This window comes from Gordonia aichiensis, from assembly GCF_039946255.1.
Taxonomy (GTDB): Bacteria; Actinomycetota; Actinomycetes; order Mycobacteriales; family Mycobacteriaceae; genus Gordonia; species Gordonia aichiensis_A.
The window spans coordinates 134842-152777 of the sequence record NZ_JBCDWL010000006.1 but is presented as its reverse complement, the minus strand read 5'-3'; the positions used below and the strand labels follow the sequence as shown (position 1 = coordinate 152777).

Here is a 17936-nt window from a genome sequence, read left to right as displayed (position 1 = left end):
ACGCTCCGGGTTCGACGACGCTCGGGGCGCTGCGGCGAGTCCCGGGGCCCGCCGCCGGGCCGCTCAGATCCCCAGCACCGTCTTCGCGATCATGAAGTAGATGATCAGCCCGGTGGCGTCGCAGAACGTGGAGATGAACGGGGTGGAGAACACCGCCGGGTCGACGCGGACGGTCTTGGCCAGCAGCGGCATGAGGCCGCCGACGGTGGCGGCCATGGTGCAGATGGAGATGATCGTCAGGCCGATGACGGTGCCGATGTCCATGCCGTACACCGCGGAGGCGACCCCGAAGCCGACCAGGCCCAGCGCCGCACCCATGGTCAGTCCGACCCGGATCTCCTTGCCCGCCACGCGGGCGACGTCGGCCGTGGAGACCTCCTCGGTCGCCAGCGCGCGGGTGACGGTGGTCGCGGCCTGCGAGCCGGTGTTGCCGCCGATGCCGGTGAGCAGTGGAATGAACAGGGCCAGCGCCACCCGCTGCTCCAGGGTGCCCTCGAAGATCTCCAGCACGTTGACCGTCAGGATCGCCGAGATAGCCAGCACGAACAGCCACACGATGCGGGCCCGGGTGATCGCGAAGATCGACGCCTGCAGATACGGCGTCTTGAGGACCTCGCGGGCGCCGGCGCGCGCCTCGTCCTCGTCGCGAGCGGCTTCGACGACCTCGGCGGCGTCGTCGAGGGTGAGCACGCCGAGCAGGCGGTCCTCGGTGTCGACCACCGGCATCGCCATGATCGAGCGGTCGATGCATCGCTGCGCAGCCGACTCCGCCTGCTCGTCGGCATAGGCGAAGATCGGGGAGCGGGTGTAGGTCTCGACGAGGACGTCGTCGTCGGACAGGAGCAGATCGCGCAGGCTGACGACGCCGACGAGACGACGCTCGTGGTCGACGACCGGAATGGTGTAGATGGTCTCGGAGTCGCGCCCGCCCGCCTTGATCCGTTCGATCGCCGCCGCACAGGTGTCGTCGGGGAAGACGTGCACGTACTCCGGGCTCATCCGGCGGCCGACCGAGCCGCGGGCGAAGCCGAGCACCACCGCGGTGGTCTCGCGCTCGGCGGGCGACAGGCTCCGGATCAGCGCCTTGGCGACGTTGGCGGGGAGTTCGTCGAGCAGTTCGGCGCGGTCGTCCGGATCGAGGTGGTCGAAGGCGTCGGCGACCTGCGCGGTGCCCAGGGACCTGATGAGCGCGGCCTGCGCACCCGGACTGAGATCGTCGAAGACCTGGACCGCGTCGTCCTTGGCGAGCAGCCGGAACGCGATGGTCCGATCGTCGGAGTCCATCGAGTCCAGCAGGGCGGCCGCATCCTGCGGGGCCAGTTGCGACAGCTCGTGCCCGGCATGGGCGAGTCGGCCGTCGTCGATGGCGTTCTGCAGGTCCTTGGCGGTGAGTGTCTGCATGGCTCCCTGGCGTGATGTCGGGGGGTCGGCGGGTCGATCCTCAGTGTCTGGCGGGTCGGGGGTCGGGTTCGACGGGGGGTCAGCGCACCGCCAGGCGCGCGTCCCGCTCAGCGGCGAAAGGGTCGGGCACGCGCCCTCCGCTCGCCTTCGAGATGGCGGGCAGGTCGGCGAAACCGACGGCCGGCAGGCGCACCGACGAGCCGTCGGTCAGCACCACGCGCACGGCGCTCCACTTTGGGAACTGGAGCCCGTCGACGTCGTGCCACGGGATCCGTGTGGTCGCGAAGGTGCCGACCGCGGTGATCCCCTGTCCGTCGACGATGGTCTTGAGGCGGCGGATCCACCAGGCGAGTGCCAGCGGCACCACCAGGGTCCAGGCGAAGCCCGGAACCGAGATGCCCATGAGCATCACCACGAGAAGGAGCGCGACCGGGATCGAGAAGTACGCGAGCCGCGAGACGCTGAAGACCTGTGCCGATTCAGTCATATTGCTGATTGTCTCACGCATTCGCGGTGGTTGCCGTCGCGCTCGATCCCGGCATCGTCGATTTGACGCGGGGTGCCGGTCTGTCTTACTTTGTCCACGTGATGAATCAGAAGCTTCTCGTAGTAATCGGTCGGCGCGTCCACGCCTGATCGGTCACTTCGTAGACCTTCAGAACCATTTACGACGCGCCCCTCGCACAGCCTCGCTGGCGAGGGTTTTTTCTTGCCAGGACCGGGGAGGGATCCCGGCGGGGCCGGGGCGGGGAGCGCGTGAAGAGCAGATCACAAGAGGATGAGGATCGTGCAGTGAGTACTCCAACAGCACGCGGGTCATCGACCCGACCGCAGTCGCCGTCGACCGAGGGCATGCGCTCCCCGAGTGCCGTGGTGGCACCCGAGCGCGTCACCGGTGCCCAGTCGGTAGTCCGGTCGCTCGAAGAGCTCGGCGTCGAGGTCGTGTTCGGCATTCCGGGCGGCGCGGTGCTTCCGGTCTACGATCCGCTTCTCGACTCGCAGAAGGTCCGCCACGTGCTGGTCCGCCACGAGCAGGGCGCAGGTCACGCCGCCACCGGCTACGCGCAGGTCGCCGGCCGTGCGGGCGTCATGATGGCGACCTCGGGTCCGGGTGCGACCAACCTGGTCACCCCGCTCGCGGACGCGCAGATGGACTCGGTGCCGGTCGTCGCCATCACCGGGCAGGTCGGTCGCGCCCTGATCGGCACCGACGGCTTCCAGGAAGCCGACATCTCCGGCATCACGATGCCGATCACCAAGCACAACTTCCTCGTCGGCAGCGCGGCGGACATCCCCCGCATCATCGCCGAGGCCTTCTACATCGCCGAGTCCGGTCGCCCCGGCGCCGTCCTCGTCGACATCCCGAAGGACATCCTGCAGGCCCAGACCACCTTCTCGTGGCCGCCGCAGTTCGAGCTGCCGGGCTACCGTCCGGTCACCAAGCCGCACGGCAAGCAGATCCGGGAGGCCGCGCGGATGATCGCGCAGGCCGAGCGTCCGGTCCTGTACGTCGGCGGCGGCATCATCAAGGCCGAGGCCTCGCCGGAACTGCTGGAGCTGGCCGAGCTCACGGGCATCCCGGTCGTCACCACGCTGATGGCCCGCGGCGCCTTCCCCGACAGCCACGAGCTGCACATGGGTATGCCCGGCATGCACGGCACCGTCGGCGCCGTCGCGGCCCTGCAGCGCAGCGACCTGCTGATCACCCTCGGCGCCCGGTTCGACGACCGCGTCACCGGTCAGCTCGATTCGTTCGCTCCCGAGGCGAAGGTGATCCACGCCGACATCGACCCGGCCGAGATCGGCAAGAACCGCGACGTCGACGTGCCGATCGTCGGTGACGCCAAGGCCGTGCTGATCGACCTGCTCGAAGCCATCCGCACCGACCTCGCCGCGGGCGGCTCCAAGCCGGAGATGACGCAGTGGTGGGAGTACCTGTCCGGGATCCGCGACACCTACCCGCTCAGCTACGACCAGCAGTCCGACGGCTCGCTGTCGCCGGAGTTCGTCATCGAGCAGCTCGGCAAGGCCGCCGGCCCCGACGCCGTGTACGTCGCAGGCGTCGGCCAGCACCAGATGTGGGCCGCGCAGTTCGTCAAGTACGAGAAGCCGCGCACCTGGCTGAACTCGGGCGGCCTGGGCACCATGGGCTACTCGGTGCCCGCGGCGATGGGCGCCAAGGCCGCCGCGCCGGAGAAGGAGGTCTGGGCCATCGACGGCGACGGCTGCTTCCAGATGACCAACCAGGAGCTGGCCACCTGCGCCATCGAAGGACTGCCGATCAAGGTCGCCCTGATCAACAACGGCAACCTGGGCATGGTCCGCCAGTGGCAGACGCTGTTCTACGACCAGCGCTACTCCAACACCGATCTGGCCACCCACTCGCGGATGATCCCGGACTTCGTCAAGCTCGGCGAGGCCCTGGGCTGCGTCGCCTTCCGGGTCGAGCGCGAAGAGGACGTCGCGCCGACCATCGCGAAGGCCCGCGAGATCAATGACCGCCCGGTCGTCATCGACTTCATCGTCGGCAAGGACGCCCAGGTGTGGCCGATGGTCGCCGCGGGCACCGGCAACGACCAGATCATGGCCGCCCGCGACATCCGGCCGCTGTTCGACGACGACGAGTCGGCCGCCGACCCCGCCGAGATCCACTCCGCCGAGCAGGCTGCAAGCGAAGGGAACCAGCAGTGAGCACGCATACTCTCAGCGTTCTGGTCGAGGACCGCCCCGGCGTCCTGGCCCGCGTCTCGGGACTGTTCTCGCGCCGCGGCTTCAACATCGAGTCGCTCGCGGTGGGTCCGACCGAACTCAAGGGGATCTCGCGGATGACCATCATGGTCTCGGTCGAGGACTTCCCGCTCGAACAGGTCACCAAGCAGCTCAACAAGCTCATCAACGTCATCAAGATCGTGGAGCAGGAGCCGACGAACTCGGTCTCCCGCGAACTGATGCTGGTGAAGATCCGTACGGATTCGACCAACCGCAGCGAGGTCATCGATGTGGTGAACCTGTTCCGCGCCAAGGTCGTCGACGTCTCGCCCGAATCGGTGACGGTCGAGGCGACCGGTACCTCGGACAAGCTGGAAGCACTCCTGCGGATGCTCGACCCGTACGGTATCCGTGAGATCGCGCAGTCCGGCGGCGTCACCCTCGGCCGCGGACCCAAGAGCATGTCGGCCAACCGCTGACCGAACGCGACCACCACCCGGCCGGGACTCGTGTCACACCGGCACGGTTCAATAGACACAACACACGCAATACTTGAAGGGATTTAACTGTGGCAGTCGAGATGTTCTACGACGACGATGCCGACCTGTCGATCATCCAGGGCCGCAAGGTCGCAGTGATCGGCTACGGCAGCCAGGGCCATGCACACTCGCTGTCGCTCCGCGACTCGGGCGTCGATGTGGTCATCGGTCTGCGCGAGGGCTCCAAGTCGCGTGAGAAGGCGCAGGAGCAGGGCCTGAAGGTCATGACCGCAGCCGAGGCGGCGGCCTGGGCCGACGTCATCATGCTGCTGGCTCCCGACACCAGCCAGGCCTCCATCTTCACCAACGACATCGAGCCGAACCTCAAGGACGGCGACGCGCTGTTCTTCGGACACGGCCTCAACATCCACTTCGACCTGATCAAGCCGGCGGAGAACATCACCGTCGCGATGGTCGCGCCGAAGGGCCCGGGCCACCTGGTCCGTCGTCAGTTCGTCGACGGCAAGGGCGTCCCGGCGCTCATCGCCGTCGACCAGGACCCCAAGGGCGAGGGTCAGGCGCTGGCGCTGTCCTACGCCAAGGCCATCGGCGGCACCCGCGCCGGCGTCATCAAGACGACCTTCAAGGAAGAGACCGAGACCGACCTCTTCGGCGAGCAGGCCGTGCTGTGCGGCGGCACCGAGGAACTGGTCAAGACCGGTTTCGAGGTCATGGTCGAGGCCGGCTACGCGCCGGAGATGGCCTACTTCGAGGTACTGCACGAGCTGAAGCTGATCGTCGACCTCATGTACGAGGGCGGCATCGCGCGCATGAACTACTCGGTGTCCGACACCGCTGAGTTCGGCGGCTACCTGTCGGGCCCGCGCGTCATCGACGCCGACACCAAGGAGCGCATGAAGGCGATCCTGGCCGACATCCAGTCCGGCGAGTTCACCCGCCGCCTGGTCGCCAACGTCGAGAACGGCAACACCGAGCTCGAGGGCCTGCGCAAGCAGAACGCCGAGCACCCGATCGAGGTCACCGGCCAGAAGCTGCGCGACCTGATGAGCTGGGTCGATCGTCCGATCACCGAGACCGCCTGAGACACGCGCTCGCGTCTCCAGCACGTAGGAGGGACCCGCACCGACCCGGTGCGGGTCCCTCCTCGTCTGCGCCGCGCGGGCCGATAGCATCGCCGTACTTGGGTCGACCGCAGGTCGGTCCGCAACGACACGGTGCCCGCACCGGGGGAGAACAGGAGAGCCCGCATGGGTGAAGTCACACACGAGGCGGTCGTCAACGGACCTCGCGACCAGGTCTTCGCGTACGTCAACGACTATGCGAACGTCCCCGAGTACTTCTTCGGGGTCAGTCGATTCACGCCGACCACCGATCGGACCGAGGGACTGGGCGCCGTCTTCGAGACCGCGCTCAAGGTGGGGCCGAAGGAGCTCAAGTCCACGGTCGAGTGCACCGGCTGGGTCGAGAACGAGCTGATCCAGCTCGAATCGATCTCCGGTTTCGGCGCCGACAGTACCTGGAACTTCGCCGACGGCGAGCAGGCGGGCACCACGGTCCTGACCGTGCGATTCGGCTACACGCTGCCGGGTGGACTCGCCGGCAAGGTGCTGGGCGGTCTGATCGGGCCGTTCGCCGAGCAGGCGGTCCGGCACACCGAGAGTCGGGTCCGGGAGGCCGTCGAACACCGCTGATCGGTCGTCGGGGCGACGTCGACCGGGGGTCGTCGACGACCTTGCCATCGGCGCATGGCAATGTGGTCTGGACAACATCGGACGCGAGGGCGTGTCCGATCCCCACGAGAGTCCAGGAGTGACCATGCCGGGAGTGCGCCAGACGGTGTCGACGGTGACATCGCGCGAGCGTGTCTTCGCCTATGTCGACGACTATCGGAATGTGCCGGGCTGGATGTTCGGCGTCACCGAGTTCATGCCGACCACCGAGCAGACGTCCGGGCTGGGCGCCACGTACGCCGCCTGCATGAAGATCGGGCCGAAGGCGCTCAAGTCGACCCTGCAGGTGACCGAATGGGTCGAGAACGAGGTCGTCGTCCTCAGTTCGATCGCCGGCTTCGACGTCGAGACCGGATGGCGGTTCGCCGACGGCCCCGACGGCGCGACCGTCGTCGACGTGAACTTCGACTACCGACTGCCGGGCGGACTCGCCGGCCGGGCGCTGGGGGCGATCATCGAGCCCGTCGTCGGGCAGGCGGTGCGGCAGACCGAGAGTGCGCTCCGGGCGGCCGTGGAGCGCTGAGCGGGCCGTTCAGGAGCCGGAAGCACCCAAGAACCGAAGCAAGCATGAAGAGAGCGGGCGACCTCGTGGAGGTCGCCCGCTCTCGTCGGCTGTGACGTGTGGTGTCTTACACCGGCTTGAAGCCGTTCAGGCCGATCGAATCGAGGCGGCTGAGAATGGTCTTGGCGTTGGTTCCGGTCTCCGGGCCCAGGCAGGAGACGAAGTAGTAGGCGTTGACCATGCCGACGAGCTGGTCGCCGACCACGACCGGGCTGCCCGAGTCGCCCTCGACGACGCACATCTGGCTGAAGTGCGAGTACCCGTCGGAGAACCAGGCGATGCCGCAGGTGTTGCCGGTGGTGCGTCCCTCCTTGCACAGGATGGTCGGGAACTGGACCGGGGCGGTGTTGATCTTGCGGATCGTCACGCCGTTCACGGTGCGAGTGGGTGCGACGTTGCCGTTCAGCTGGATCACGGCCAGATCGATGTCCGAAGCGCTGTACACGATGCGCCCGATGTCGCCGCGGTTCTGGTACCGCTCGGAGATCACCCGCTGACCCTTCTTCCCGCAGTGGCCTGCGGTGACTGCGATCAGCTTGCCCTTGTTCGGGCCGGAGGTCGGTCGTCCGACGGTGGTGATGGTGCAGGCCGCCGCCGTGTTGCCGCCGTTGAGCACCAGGATTCCGGATCCGCCGCCCAGCGGAACCTTCGGTGCCGCGTCCGCGGTGCCGATGCCGACCAGCGACAACAGGCCGGCCGCGATCACCGCGAGCAGTACCGTCAACTTCTTCATTCGCATCTCCGCTCAGTACCTTCTCCAGGTCGGCCCCGCCGTGCGAGGACGTGCCAACCATAATTGCCTTCTCGGCCGATCCCCGACGTTCTGGCTCGCAAGCGGGCCAGTTGTAACGGAATCGAGACGACCCTGTGCAATCTACCGGCTCGGCGTGTCGGCTACCACATTCAACGCAGGCCGGGTGTGCTCGGCACGCGGTGGCGAATTACCATGACTGTGCAAGTCTCGGGTGCCGGACCTGGCACTCTTCACCGGAAGAAACCTGGAGAAAGTAGTGACCGAAACCGGCCGTCCAGTCGTCCTCATCGCTGACAAGCTCGCCCCCTCGACCGTCGAAGCCCTCGGCTCGGATGTCGAGGTGCGCTGGGTCGACGGCCCCGATCGTCCGAAGCTTCTCGAAGCCGTCGTGGGCGCGGACGCGCTCCTGGTGCGTTCGGCGACGACGGTCGACGCCGACGTCCTCGACGCGGGCAAGAATCTGAAGATCATCGCGCGCGCCGGCGTCGGCCTCGACAACGTCGACGTGCCCGCTGCCACCGAGCGCGGCGTCATGGTCGTCAATGCGCCCACCTCCAACATCCACTCGGCCGCCGAGCACGCGATCGCGCTGCTGATGTCGACCGCCCGCCAGGTGCCCGCCGCCGATGCCACGCTCAAGGAGCACACCTGGAAGCGCTCCTCCTTCTCCGGTGTGGAGCTGTTCGACAAGACGGTCGGCGTCGTCGGCCTGGGCCGCATCGGTCAGCTGGTCGCGCAGCGACTGGCCGCCTTCGAGGCCAAGATCATCGCCTACGATCCCTACGCCTCGGCGGCTCGCGCCGCGCAGCTGGGCATCGAGCTGGTGGGTCTGGACGAGCTCCTCGAGCGCGCCGACTTCATCACCGTGCACCTGCCCAAGACCAAGGAGACCGCGGGCCTGATCGGCGCCGAGCAGCTCGCCAAGGTCAAGGACGGCGTCATCATCGTCAACGCCGCGCGCGGCGGTCTGATCGACGAGCAGGCGCTGGCCGACGCGATCAAGGCGGGCAAGGTCCGCGGCGCGGGTCTGGACGTCTTCGACACCGAGCCCTGCACCGATTCGCCGCTGTTCGAGCTCGACCAGGTCGTCGTCACCCCGCACCTGGGCGCCTCGACCGCTGAAGCACAGGATCGGGCCGGCACCGACGTCGCCGCCAGCGTCAAGCTGGCCCTGGCCGGACACTTCGTGCCCGACGCCGTCAACATCACCGGCGGCCCCGTCGACGACGAGGTCTCGCCCTGGCTCGAGCTCTCGCGCAAGCTGGGCGTGCTGGCCGGCGTCGTCGCCGGAGCCATGCCCACCCACCTCACCGTCGAGGTGCGCGGCGAACTGTCGGCCAACCCGGTCGACGTCCTCGGCCTGTCGGCGCTGCGCGGCCTGTTCTCCGCCGTCGTCGACGAGCCGGTCACCTTCGTCAACGCCCCGGCCGTCGCCGGCGAGCGCGGGGTGACCCACGAGGTCGTCACCGAGACCGAGAGCCCCAACCACCGCAGCCAGGTCGACGTGCGCGCGGTCTTCGCCGATGGCAGCATCGTCAACGTCGCGGGCACCCTCACCGAGCCGCAGCAGGTTCAGAAGATCGTCAACATCAACGGCCGCAACTTCGACCTGCGTGCGCAGGGCCGGAACCTGCTGGTCAGCTACGTCGACCAGCCGGGCTCGCTCGGCAAGATCGGCACCGTGCTCGGCAACGCCGGCGTCGACATCATCGCCGCGGCGCTGGCCCAGGACGTCGACGGCGGTGGCGCGACGATGATCCTGCGCCTGGATCGCGAACTCGACGATGCGCTGCTGGCGGCGGTCGGCGACGCGGTCTCGGCCACCCTCATCAAGCAGGTGGATCTGGGATGAGCACGGCGAACGGATCTCCCATGAAGCTCGCTGTCATTCCCGGCGACGGCATCGGCCCCGAGGTCGTCGACCAGGCGCTTCGGGTGCTGCGCAAGCTGCACCCCGACCTGTCGACGACCGAGTTCGACTTCGGCGCCCGCCGCTACCACGCGACCGGTGAGCTGCTCACCGACGAGGACATGGCGTCGCTGCGCGAGCACGACGCGATTCTGCTCGGCGCGATCGGCGACCCGTCGGTCCCGTCCGGCGTCCTGGAGCGCGGCTTCCTGCTGAAGCTGCGCTTCCTGATGGACCACCACGTCAACCTCCGTCCGTCGATCCTGTTCGACGGCGTGGCCTCCCCGCTGGCCGGCGACCCGAAGATCGACTTCGTCGTCGTCCGCGAAGGCACCGAGGGCCCCTACACCGGCAACGGCGGCGCCATCCGCGTCGGCACCCCGAACGAGGTGGCCACCGAGGTCAGCGTCAACACCCGTTTCGGCATCGAACGCGTGGTGCGCGACGCCTTCGCCCGCGCCCAGGCGCGCGGCAAGAAGCTGACCCTGGTGCACAAGACGAACGTGCTGACCTTCGCGGGCAGCATGTGGGCCCGCACCGTCGACGAGGTCGGCAAGGAGTTCCCCGAGGTCGTCACCGACTACTGCCACATCGATGCGGCCACCATCTACCTGGTGACCGATCCGGGCCGGTTCGACGTCATCGTCACCGACAACCTGTTCGGCGACATCATCACCGACCTGGCCGCGGCCGTCTCCGGCGGCATCGGGCTGGCGGCGTCGGGCAACATCGACGCCACCCGCGCCAACCCGTCGATGTTCGAGCCGGTCCACGGCAGCGCGCCTGACATCGCCGGCCAGAACCTGGCCGATCCGACGGCAGCCATCCTGTCGGTGGCGCTGCTGCTGCGTCACCTCGGCGACGACGAGGGCGCCGCGCGCGTCGAGAAGGCCGTCGCGGCCGACGTCGCCGCCCGCGGCGAGTCCCGCGGTTCGACCACCGAGGTCGGCGACCGCATCCTCGCCGCAGTCTGAGTCGCAGACCCGCGAGAGCACGAGTTCCGGAGCCGCCGAGACCGATTGGTCTCGGCGGCTCCGGCGTCTGCGCCCCGACCGTCGCCGACTACGGTGGACGGCATGGGTGAGACTGTGCGGCGGGTGTCGGGCCCGCTTGTGGCGTTGCTGGCCGGGGTCGTCGGGGGAGTGCTGCTCGCTCTGTGGTCGGGCGATCTCCCCGATCCGGTGGCCTCGCACTTCCGCGCAGACGGCACCGCCGACGGCTTCTCCTCGGTGACCAGCCTGCTGGTGATGACCGCGGTCACCGCCGTGATCGGCGCGGTGATCGCCGGGATCGGCGCCTTCCGGGTGTCGGATCCGACCACCGCGCGGATCGTCACCGGGCTGGGTGCGGGCACCGCGGTGTTCGTGATCGCCGTGGAGGTCGCGATCACCTCCCGTCAGCGCGGCCTGTCCGACGCCGCGGCCGCGACCGCGCCCGTGTGGATCATCGTCGGGGCCGGGGTGCTCGCGGTGATCATCGGCGGCGGGGTGGGTCTGCTGACCCCGGTCCGGGCCGTCGACTACGCCGATCTGCCCCGCGCTGGCCGCACACCGGTCGACGCGGCCGGTCGCCGCGAGTGGCACGGTCGTGCGTCGATGGGCGTCGGCGGCCTGCTGACGGTCGGGGCCTCGGTGGCGGTCCTGGTCGGACTCGGCGTGGTGATGTCGAACTGGGTCATGATCGGGGTCGCGGTGGTGGTCGCGCTGGTCGGCGTGGGACTGACCGGCTCGGTGCAGGTGAGCGTCTCGGAGCAGGGCTTCCGTGCGGGCAGCCGGCTGGGCTGGCCCAAGATCGAGGTGCCGCTCGCCGAGATCCGCCGCGCCGAAGTGGTCGACGTCCACGCGCTGCGCGACTTCGGCGGCTGGGGCTATCGAGTGTCGGGTCGCCGGAACCTGCGCGGCGCGAAGGGATTCGTCCTGCGGTCCGGCCCGGCGCTGCTGGTGGTCGCCGCCGACCGACGCGAGGTCGTGGTCGTCGACGGCGCCGAGGACGCCGCCGCGATCCTCAACGCACTCGTGTCTCGGTGAGTTCCGGGCCCGCGTCGTGCGGGACCAGGCAGATCGCGACCAGCGGCGCCAGCGCGGCCGCGGCGAACGCCGCCGGATAGCCGGCGGCCTGGATCAGGCCGCCGAGCACCGGGGTGCCCGCCGCCGTCGTCACATACTGAGCGGTGTTCTGCACGCCGAGTGCGCGTCCGCTCCATGACGGCCCGGCGAACTCGGCGATGGCCGTGAACGCCAACCCGTTGTCGGCCACCGAACTGACGGTCGCGAACACCATCACGGCGGCGGCGACCGGCGAGTCGAGCCAGTCGGCGAGGGCGAGTGCCGCCGTTCCCGCGGCCGCCGCCACCGCGATCACGCGGATCGGCCGCATCCGTGACCCCCACAGATCCGAGACGCGGCCGGCGACGATGCGGCCGGCGGCGCCCAGCACCTGGGTGGCGGTGACCAGGATCCCGGTGCTCAGCGGGGTCCACCCGTGCCCGACGATCAGCCACGCCGGCACGAAGGTCCACAGCATCGACTGCGGGATCACCAGCAGCACGCTCACCGCGTGGACGCGCTGGAGGAACGTGGCGCCCCGGTAGGGGTTCGGTGCGGGCGCGCCGCTCTCGGCCCGCGTCAGCGGCGGATCGATGACTCCGAAGACGACGGCCGCCAGTCCCAGCGCGGTGACCGTGACGGGGACGGCGAACGCGGCGACCAGTCCGGGGCCGGCCGCCAGCACGGGCATCGTCAGCGCGCACACGGCGATGCCGAGCGGTTGAGCCATTTGCCGGATGCCCATCGCGGTACCCCGCTGCCGTGCGGGGAACCAGCCGACGACGATCCGGCCGCTGGCGCCGTTGGCGGCCCCCGCGCCCAGACCGCCGAGCAGCAGTCCGGCGGCCAACGGTCCGAAACCCGCTCCGGCGGCCGCGGCGACCAGGGTGACGACGGTGCCCGCCAGGGTCACCAGCAGCGAGACGATCAGCACCCGGCGTTCGCCGAACCGATCGAGGGCCACACCCCAGGCGATGATCGTCAGCGTCAGCCCGATGGTCGGAATGGCGGCCAGCGCGGCCGCCGCCGTCAGCGACATCCCTTGTGCGCGGTGCAGTTCGGGGATCACGTACGCCACGCCCGCGGTCGCGCAGGTGGTGGTCATCGCGGCCAGGAGCGAGCAGGCGAGCATGGTCCAGGCGCGTCCGTTCGAGATGTCCCCGGTCCGGTCGGGCATGTCGGCCTCCTGTTGCTGCGACGACGGCAGTCGCGTCTCACATATTGATATTTGCGTTTCACAGTATAAAACTGTGCTTTTGGTGCGTTAGCCTGGAGGGCATGAAATTGGGTCGTATAGCCAGTCCGGACGGGGTCGCTTTCGTGGCCATCGAGGGCGATCCGGGCAACGAGACCGCCCGTGAGATCGCCGAGCACCCCTTCGGAGATCCGAAGTTCACCGGGCGCACGTGGCCGCTGTCGCAGACGCGCCTGTTGGCGCCGATCCTGGCGACCAAGATCATCGCCATCGGCAAGAACTACGCGGCACACGCCGCCGAGATGGGGGGCGAGGCGCCCGCCGACCCGGTGATCTTCCTCAAGCCCAACACCTCGATCGTCGGTCCCGAGGCGCCGATCGTGCGTCCCGCGTCGGCCACCCGCGTCGACTTCGAAGGCGAGCTGGCCGTCGTCATCGGCCGCCCGTGCAAGGACGTGCCCGCGGCCAAGGCCAAGGACGTGATCCTGGGCTACACCGTCGCAAACGACGTCACCGAGCGAGACCAGCAGAAGTACGACGGGCAGTGGACGCGCGGCAAGGGCTACGACACCTTCTGCCCGCTGGGGCCGTGGATCGTCACCGACCTCGATCCGTCCGACGTCGCGATCAAGACCGAACTCGACGGGCAGGTCAAGCAGTCGAGCCGCACCTCGCTGATGCTCCACGACATCGGCGAGATCATCGAATGGGTCTCGAGCGTCATGACCCTGCTGCCGGGCGACGTCATCCTGACCGGAACCCCCGAGGGCATCGGACCGATGGTCGCCGGTCAGCGTGTCTCGGTGACCGTCGACGGCATCGGCACCCTGAGCAACCCGGTGGTCGACAAGTGACCCGCCCGGCGGTCGCACGGCCGCAGACCGTCCGGCTCAACGGCATCACCCTGTCGTACACCGTCGCGGGCACCGGTCCGCTGGTGGTGATGGTGATGGGCACCGGCAGCCCGGGCCGGGTGTGGCACGCGCACCAGCAGCCCGCCCTGATCAAGGCGGGCTACCGGGTGGCGACCTTCGACAATCGCGGGATCGCGCCGTCGAGCGAGTGCGCCGAGGGCTTCACCCTGGCCGACATGGTCGCCGACACCGCCGCGCTCATCGAGCACCTCGGTGGTCCGGCCCTGGTGATCGGCACGTCGCTGGGCGCGCGGATCACCCAGGAGCTGGCCCTGGCCCGCCCCGATCTGGTGAAGGCGGCCGTGATGCTCGCGACCTACGGCCGTCCGACGCCGATGCTGGAGGCGGTGTCGGCCGGCGAACGCGAACTCATCGACAACGACATCACCCTGCCCGACTCCTACCACGCCGCGGTCACCGCACACCTGAACCTCTCGCCCCACACGCTCGCCGACGACCGCGATGCGCGGGACTGGCTCGACATCATCGGGTTCAGCGGGCAGACGAAGTCCGCGGGCGTGCGGGCGCAGTTGGGGCTGCACGATCGCGAGCAGAACCGGCTGGCGGCCTACCGGAACATCACCGCCCCGTGCCTGGTGGTCGGCTTCGCCGACGACCGGACATTGCCGTCCTACCTCGCGGAGGAGGTCTCCCAGGCGATTCCGGCCGCCGAATACCGAGTAGTCGAACGAGCCGGCCATTACGGTTATATCGAGCGGCCGGACGAGGTGAATTCCCTTATCCTCGATTTCCTGAGCCGCCACCGCTGAGGGGGACGGCGCTACGACCAGGGAGTGGCCCATGTCCGACAATCCTTCGAATCGGACCGGGACGCTCCTGCAGCGCACCTTCTTCGCGAGTGTCGCCCCGCGCGTGGACCGCGGTCTGTACGTCGACCGTGCGGATTCGACGGTCCGCGTCGAGCGGGATCGGGCGGTTCTGTCCGACGGCGCCGAGCTGAGCACCAACACCTACTTCGGGCGACTGGCCGCCAGCTACTGGCAGCGATACAGCGACCTGGGCGCGGTCGCCGTCGAATTCGACTACCGGTGCGCCGACGGGGCGACCTTGCACGTGCAGCTGCGGGCCTCGGACATCAGCGGGCGGGAGCGTCCGCTGACCGTGCACCGGTTCACCGGCGCCGGCCGCGCCTGCCTGCCGGTGCCGATCGACCGATTCCTCGACGGCGGCGCGGTGTGGTTCGATCTCGCGGCGGTCGGCGGCGAAGCGAGCGTCGAGGCGGCGCGCTGGTACGCCGAGGGGCGCCGGGTCCGCGATCGGCCGGTGTCGGTGGTGGTGTGCACCTTCAATCGGCCGCTCGACGCGGTGACGACCGTCGGGGCCGTGGCCGCCGACCCCGACCTGGCCGAGCGGATCGGCGCGGTGTACCTGGTCGATCAAGGCACCGAGCTGGTCTGCCGGGCGCCGGGCTTCGACGCCCTGCAGGCCTCGCTCGGCGATCGGCTGCAGTATCTGCGACAGCCCAATCTCGGTGGCAGCGGCGGCTTCTCCCGCGGCATCTTCGAGGCGACGGCGGCCGGCCGGCCGGTCTCCGACATCCTGGTCATGGACGACGACATCCTGTGCGAGCCGGAGTCGATCCTGCGGATGACGGCCTTCGCCGGACTGGCCCGCAAACCGGTGCTGGTGGGCGCCCAGATGCTGCTGCTGTCGGAGACCACCCGCGTCCACATGACGGCCGAGACCGTCGACCTGGCGAATCTGGACTGCACCGTGCCGCCCGCGCACGCGCGACGCGGCATCAACGCACTCAAGGTCCACCAGGAGCAGCGGGTGGTGGCCGGGTACAACGCGTGGTGGTCGTGCCTGATCCCGCGTGAGGCGATCGACGCCGTGGGCCTGCCGATGCCGTACTTCATCAAGTGGGACGACATCGAGTACGGCGTGCGGTGCGGTGCGGCGGGATTCCCGACGGTGACGCTGCCGAACGCGGGCGTCTGGCACGCGGACTTCCACCTCAAGGACATCGACGACTGGTCGTCGTACTTCGGTCACCGCAATGCGCTGGTCACGGCGGCCCTGCATTCGGCGTTCGAGCCGTCGCGCATCGCCGCGGCGGTGGCCGAGCGCATCGGTGAGCTGATCGTCGGCCTCAAGTACGGGCAGGCGGCGACCGAACTGCAAGCCACCCGCGACTTCCTCGACGGCCCGCTGGTGCTGGTCGACGGCGGTCGGCGCAAGCTCGCCGAGGTGAATGCCGCCCGCGCCGGCTACCCGGACACCGGCTTGCGGCCGGCTGCCGACATCGCCGACCCGCCGATCGCGAAGGCCCCGCCCGAGCCGGACCCGCGGTTCTCGCGTGCGGTGCTCGTCAAACGCGGCTTGCAGCAGACACTGGGACGGTCGCTGCCCGGGCAGGTCGCGATCGGCGCGCGTGACGCGCACTGGTGGCACGTCGGGCGGTTCGCCTCGGCGGTGGTCACCGACGCCTCGCAGACCGGGGTGCGGGTGCGGACCTTCGATCGCGCGCTCGCCCTGAAGCTGGGTCGGGAGCTGGCGCGCCTGTGCTGGGAACTGCGTCGGCACGGGCCGCAGGCGCAGCGCGCGTGGCGCGAGGCAGTGCCGCAGCTCACGAGTCGGGAGAACTGGGAACGGCTCTTCACCTCAGACTGACTAACATCGTGGCCATGACCAGTGCCGAGAACGTTCGCGTCCGCTTCTGCCCGTCACCCACCGGAACTCCGCACGTCGGCCTCGCCCGCACCGCGTTGTTCAACTTCGCCCAGGCCCGCCATGTCGGCGGCACCTTCGTCTTCCGCATCGAGGACACCGATGCCGCGCGCGACAGTCAGGAATCGTACGAGGCGATCCTCGACGCCCTGCGCTGGCTGGGCCTGGAATGGGACGAGGGGCCGGAGGTCGGCGGCCCGTACGGCCCGTACCGGCAGTCCGAGCGCAAGCAGATCCACCTGGATGTCGTCGCGAAGCTCGTGGCGGCGGGGGAGGCCTATGAGGCGTACTCCACCAACGAGGAGGTGGAGGCCCGGCACAAGGCGGCGGGGCGCGATCCGAAGCTCGGCTACGACAACTTCGATCGCGACCTCACCGACGAGCAGCGTGCCGAGTACCGCGCGCAGGGGCGGGCCCCGGTGGTCCGGCTGCGGATGCCCGCCGAGGATCTGGTGTGGGACGACCTGGTGCGTGGGACCACCACCATCAAGGCCGGCACGGTGCCCGACTTCGCGCTGACGCGCGGTAACGGCGACCCGCTGTACACGCTGGTCAACCCGGTGGACGACGCGATGATGAAGATCACGCACGTGCTGCGCGGTGAGGACCTGCTGCCCTCGACGCCGCGTCAGATCGCGCTCTATCAGGCGTTGATGCGCATCGGTGTGGCCGACGCGGTCCCGGAGTTCGGGCATCTGCCGTTCGTGATGGGAGACGGCAACAAGAAGCTCTCCAAGCGCGATCCGGAGTCGAGCCTGTTCCATCACCGCGACCGCGGCTTCATCCCGGAGGGGCTGCTCAACTACCTGGCGCTGCTGGGGTGGGGCATCTCGGCCGACCACGACATCTTCACGCTGGAGGAGATGATCGAGGCGTTCGACGTCCGCAACGTCAACTCGAATCCCGCGCGGTTCGATCAGCGCAAGGCCGACTCGATCAACGCCGAGCACATCCGTCGGCTGGAGCCCGCCGATTTCGCGGCCCGTCTGCAGGCCTTCCTCCTCCGCGGCGGCCAGCTGTCCGAGCCGGTCGACGCGGTGCGTTGGGCCGTCATCGCGGACCTGGTGCAGACGCGCATCCAGGTGCTCGGCGACGCCTGGGATCTGATCAAGTTCCTGTTCGTCTCCGACGAGGAGCTGGTCTACGACGAGAAGTCGGTGAACAAGAACCTGGGCGGGGACGCGACGGCCGTTCTGGACGCCGCGATCGCCGCATGCGAGGCGGTCGGATCGTGGGACACCCCGACCCTGGAGGAGGCGCTCAAGAGCGCTCTGGTGGACGGTCTGGAGCTGAAGCCGCGTAAGGCGTTCGGTCCGGTGCGCGTCGGTGTCACCGGTGCCGCGGTGAGCCCGCCGCTGTACGAGTCGATGGAGCTGCTCGGACGCGAGTCGTCGTTGGCGCGGCTGCGTCGGGCGCGGGAGCTGTCCGCGGCGCGGTAGCCGGCCCGGATCGACATGTCGACAAGGCCGTCGTTTGGTGTCACCTGGTGGCACCGAACGACGGCCTTGCGTCGTTCTGGGCCTCGG

General features: G+C 69.2%; 17 protein-coding genes. 12 read left to right on the top strand and 5 right to left on the bottom strand.

The window, feature by feature from the left end:
• Positions 1-63: 63 nt before the first annotated feature.
• The 3 genes from mgtE to AAFO60_RS09395 form a co-directional block, all read right to left on the bottom strand.
• Positions 64-1401, bottom strand: coding sequence for a magnesium transporter (mgtE, locus tag AAFO60_RS09405; RefSeq protein WP_347955924.1), 1338 nt, complete (start codon positions 1399-1401; stop codon positions 64-66).
• A 79-nt stretch (positions 1402-1480) separates the two neighbouring features.
• On the bottom strand, positions 1481-1888 hold the full coding sequence (locus AAFO60_RS09400; RefSeq protein WP_347955923.1) for a PH domain-containing protein: 408 nt from the start codon (positions 1886-1888) through the stop codon (positions 1481-1483).
• A complete protein-coding gene (locus tag AAFO60_RS09395; protein WP_347955922.1) occupies positions 1885-2031 on the bottom strand; it encodes a hypothetical protein in 147 nt (48 codons plus the stop codon). The genes AAFO60_RS09400 and AAFO60_RS09395 overlap by 4 nt, the downstream gene beginning before the upstream one ends.
• A 162-nt stretch (positions 2032-2193) precedes the next feature.
• Here AAFO60_RS09395 and AAFO60_RS09390 point away from each other — a divergent pair, with 162 nt between their 5' ends.
• From AAFO60_RS09390 to AAFO60_RS09370, 5 genes are all read left to right on the top strand, one after another.
• Positions 2194-4092 carry an acetolactate synthase large subunit gene (locus tag AAFO60_RS09390; protein ID WP_347955921.1) on the top strand — a complete coding sequence of 633 codons (1899 nt, stop codon included), beginning with the start codon at positions 2194-2196 and terminating at the stop codon, positions 4090-4092.
• Positions 4089-4589, top strand: coding sequence for an acetolactate synthase small subunit (ilvN, locus tag AAFO60_RS09385; protein ID WP_347955920.1), 501 nt, complete (start codon positions 4089-4091; stop codon positions 4587-4589). Before AAFO60_RS09390 ends, ilvN begins: the two co-directional genes overlap by 4 nt.
• A gap of 101 nt (positions 4590-4690) precedes the next feature.
• Complete coding sequence (gene ilvC / locus AAFO60_RS09380; protein ID WP_347956010.1) at positions 4691-5692, top strand: ketol-acid reductoisomerase; 1002 nt, start codon at positions 4691-4693, stop codon at positions 5690-5692.
• 165 nt (positions 5693-5857) lie between these two features.
• Positions 5858-6301 (top strand): SRPBCC family protein, encoded by a 444-nt coding sequence (locus tag AAFO60_RS09375; RefSeq protein ID WP_347955919.1) that lies wholly within the window; start codon positions 5858-5860, stop codon positions 6299-6301.
• 124 nt (positions 6302-6425) lie between these two features.
• Positions 6426-6863 (top strand): SRPBCC family protein, encoded by a 438-nt coding sequence (locus AAFO60_RS09370; protein WP_347955918.1) that lies wholly within the window; start codon positions 6426-6428, stop codon positions 6861-6863.
• 106 nt (positions 6864-6969) lie between these two features.
• Here the strand turns inward: AAFO60_RS09370 and AAFO60_RS09365 are convergent, their stop codons facing one another.
• Positions 6970-7635 (bottom strand): serine protease, encoded by a 666-nt coding sequence (locus tag AAFO60_RS09365; protein WP_432211701.1) that lies wholly within the window; start codon positions 7633-7635, stop codon positions 6970-6972.
• A 277-nt stretch (positions 7636-7912) separates the two neighbouring features.
• On the opposite strand from AAFO60_RS09365, the gene serA reads away from it, so the two are divergent.
• The 3 genes from serA to AAFO60_RS09350 all read left to right on the top strand — a co-directional run bounded on the left by serA (position 7913) and on the right by AAFO60_RS09350 (position 11592).
• Complete coding sequence (serA, locus tag AAFO60_RS09360) at positions 7913-9508, top strand: phosphoglycerate dehydrogenase (RefSeq protein WP_347955916.1); 1596 nt, start codon at positions 7913-7915, stop codon at positions 9506-9508.
• 20 nt (positions 9509-9528) lie between these two features.
• Complete coding sequence (locus AAFO60_RS09355; protein ID WP_347955915.1) at positions 9529-10539, top strand: 3-isopropylmalate dehydrogenase; 1011 nt, start codon at positions 9529-9531, stop codon at positions 10537-10539.
• 102 nt (positions 10540-10641) lie between these two features.
• Positions 10642-11592: a DUF1648 domain-containing protein gene (locus AAFO60_RS09350; RefSeq protein WP_347955914.1), complete on the top strand. Its 951-nt coding sequence runs from the start codon at positions 10642-10644 to the stop codon at positions 11590-11592.
• On the opposite strand, the gene AAFO60_RS09345 is transcribed toward AAFO60_RS09350, so the two are convergent.
• Entirely contained in the window at positions 11570-12787 is a 1218-nt protein-coding gene (locus AAFO60_RS09345; RefSeq protein ID WP_347955913.1) for an MFS transporter, read from the bottom strand. The genes AAFO60_RS09350 and AAFO60_RS09345 overlap by 23 nt on opposite strands.
• A gap of 101 nt (positions 12788-12888) precedes the next feature.
• Here AAFO60_RS09345 and AAFO60_RS09340 point away from each other — a divergent pair, with 101 nt between their 5' ends.
• Genes AAFO60_RS09340 through gltX form a run of 4 tightly spaced genes read left to right on the top strand, consistent with a single transcriptional unit; the run spans position 12889 to position 17849 of the window.
• Entirely contained in the window at positions 12889-13659 is a 771-nt protein-coding gene (locus AAFO60_RS09340) for a fumarylacetoacetate hydrolase family protein (RefSeq protein WP_347955912.1), read from the top strand.
• Positions 13656-14489, top strand: coding sequence for an alpha/beta fold hydrolase (locus AAFO60_RS09335; RefSeq protein ID WP_347955911.1), 834 nt, complete (start codon positions 13656-13658; stop codon positions 14487-14489). Before AAFO60_RS09340 ends, AAFO60_RS09335 begins: the two co-directional genes overlap by 4 nt.
• Positions 14490-14520: 31 nt before the next feature.
• Complete coding sequence (locus AAFO60_RS09330) at positions 14521-16353, top strand: glycosyltransferase (protein WP_347955910.1); 1833 nt, start codon at positions 14521-14523, stop codon at positions 16351-16353.
• 14 nt (positions 16354-16367) lie between these two features.
• A complete protein-coding gene (gene gltX, locus AAFO60_RS09325) occupies positions 16368-17849 on the top strand; it encodes a glutamate--tRNA ligase (RefSeq protein ID WP_347955909.1) in 1482 nt (493 codons plus the stop codon).
• The last annotated feature ends 87 nt before the right edge of the window (positions 17850-17936 follow it).

What these genes read in the sequence shown, in the direction of transcription:
- ilvC (WP_347956010.1), top strand. Translation starts at nt 4,691, where the DNA reads ATGTTCTACGACGACGATGCCGACCTGTCGATCATCCAGGGCCGCAAG.
- AAFO60_RS09375 (WP_347955919.1), top strand. Translation starts at nt 5,858, where the DNA reads ATGGGTGAAGTCACACACGAGGCGGTCGTCAACGGACCTCGCGACCAG.
- AAFO60_RS09365 (WP_432211701.1), bottom strand. Translation starts at nt 7,635, where the DNA reads ATGAAGAAGTTGACGGTACTGCTCGCGGTGATCGCGGCCGGCCTGTTG.
- AAFO60_RS09370 (WP_347955918.1), top strand. Translation starts at nt 6,426, where the DNA reads ATGCCGGGAGTGCGCCAGACGGTGTCGACGGTGACATCGCGCGAGCGT.
- mgtE (WP_347955924.1), bottom strand. Translation starts at nt 1,401, where the DNA reads ATGCAGACACTCACCGCCAAGGACCTGCAGAACGCCATCGACGACGGC.
- AAFO60_RS09340 (WP_347955912.1), top strand. Translation starts at nt 12,889, where the DNA reads ATGAAATTGGGTCGTATAGCCAGTCCGGACGGGGTCGCTTTCGTGGCC.
- AAFO60_RS09355 (WP_347955915.1), top strand. Translation starts at nt 9,529, where the DNA reads ATGAAGCTCGCTGTCATTCCCGGCGACGGCATCGGCCCCGAGGTCGTC.
- AAFO60_RS09345 (WP_347955913.1), bottom strand. Translation starts at nt 12,787, where the DNA reads ATGCCCGACCGGACCGGGGACATCTCGAACGGACGCGCCTGGACCATG.
- AAFO60_RS09400 (WP_347955923.1), bottom strand. Translation starts at nt 1,888, where the DNA reads ATGACTGAATCGGCACAGGTCTTCAGCGTCTCGCGGCTCGCGTACTTC.
- AAFO60_RS09330 (WP_347955910.1), top strand. Translation starts at nt 14,521, where the DNA reads ATGTCCGACAATCCTTCGAATCGGACCGGGACGCTCCTGCAGCGCACC.
- AAFO60_RS09350 (WP_347955914.1), top strand. Translation starts at nt 10,642, where the DNA reads ATGGGTGAGACTGTGCGGCGGGTGTCGGGCCCGCTTGTGGCGTTGCTG.
- gltX (WP_347955909.1), top strand. Translation starts at nt 16,368, where the DNA reads ATGACCAGTGCCGAGAACGTTCGCGTCCGCTTCTGCCCGTCACCCACC.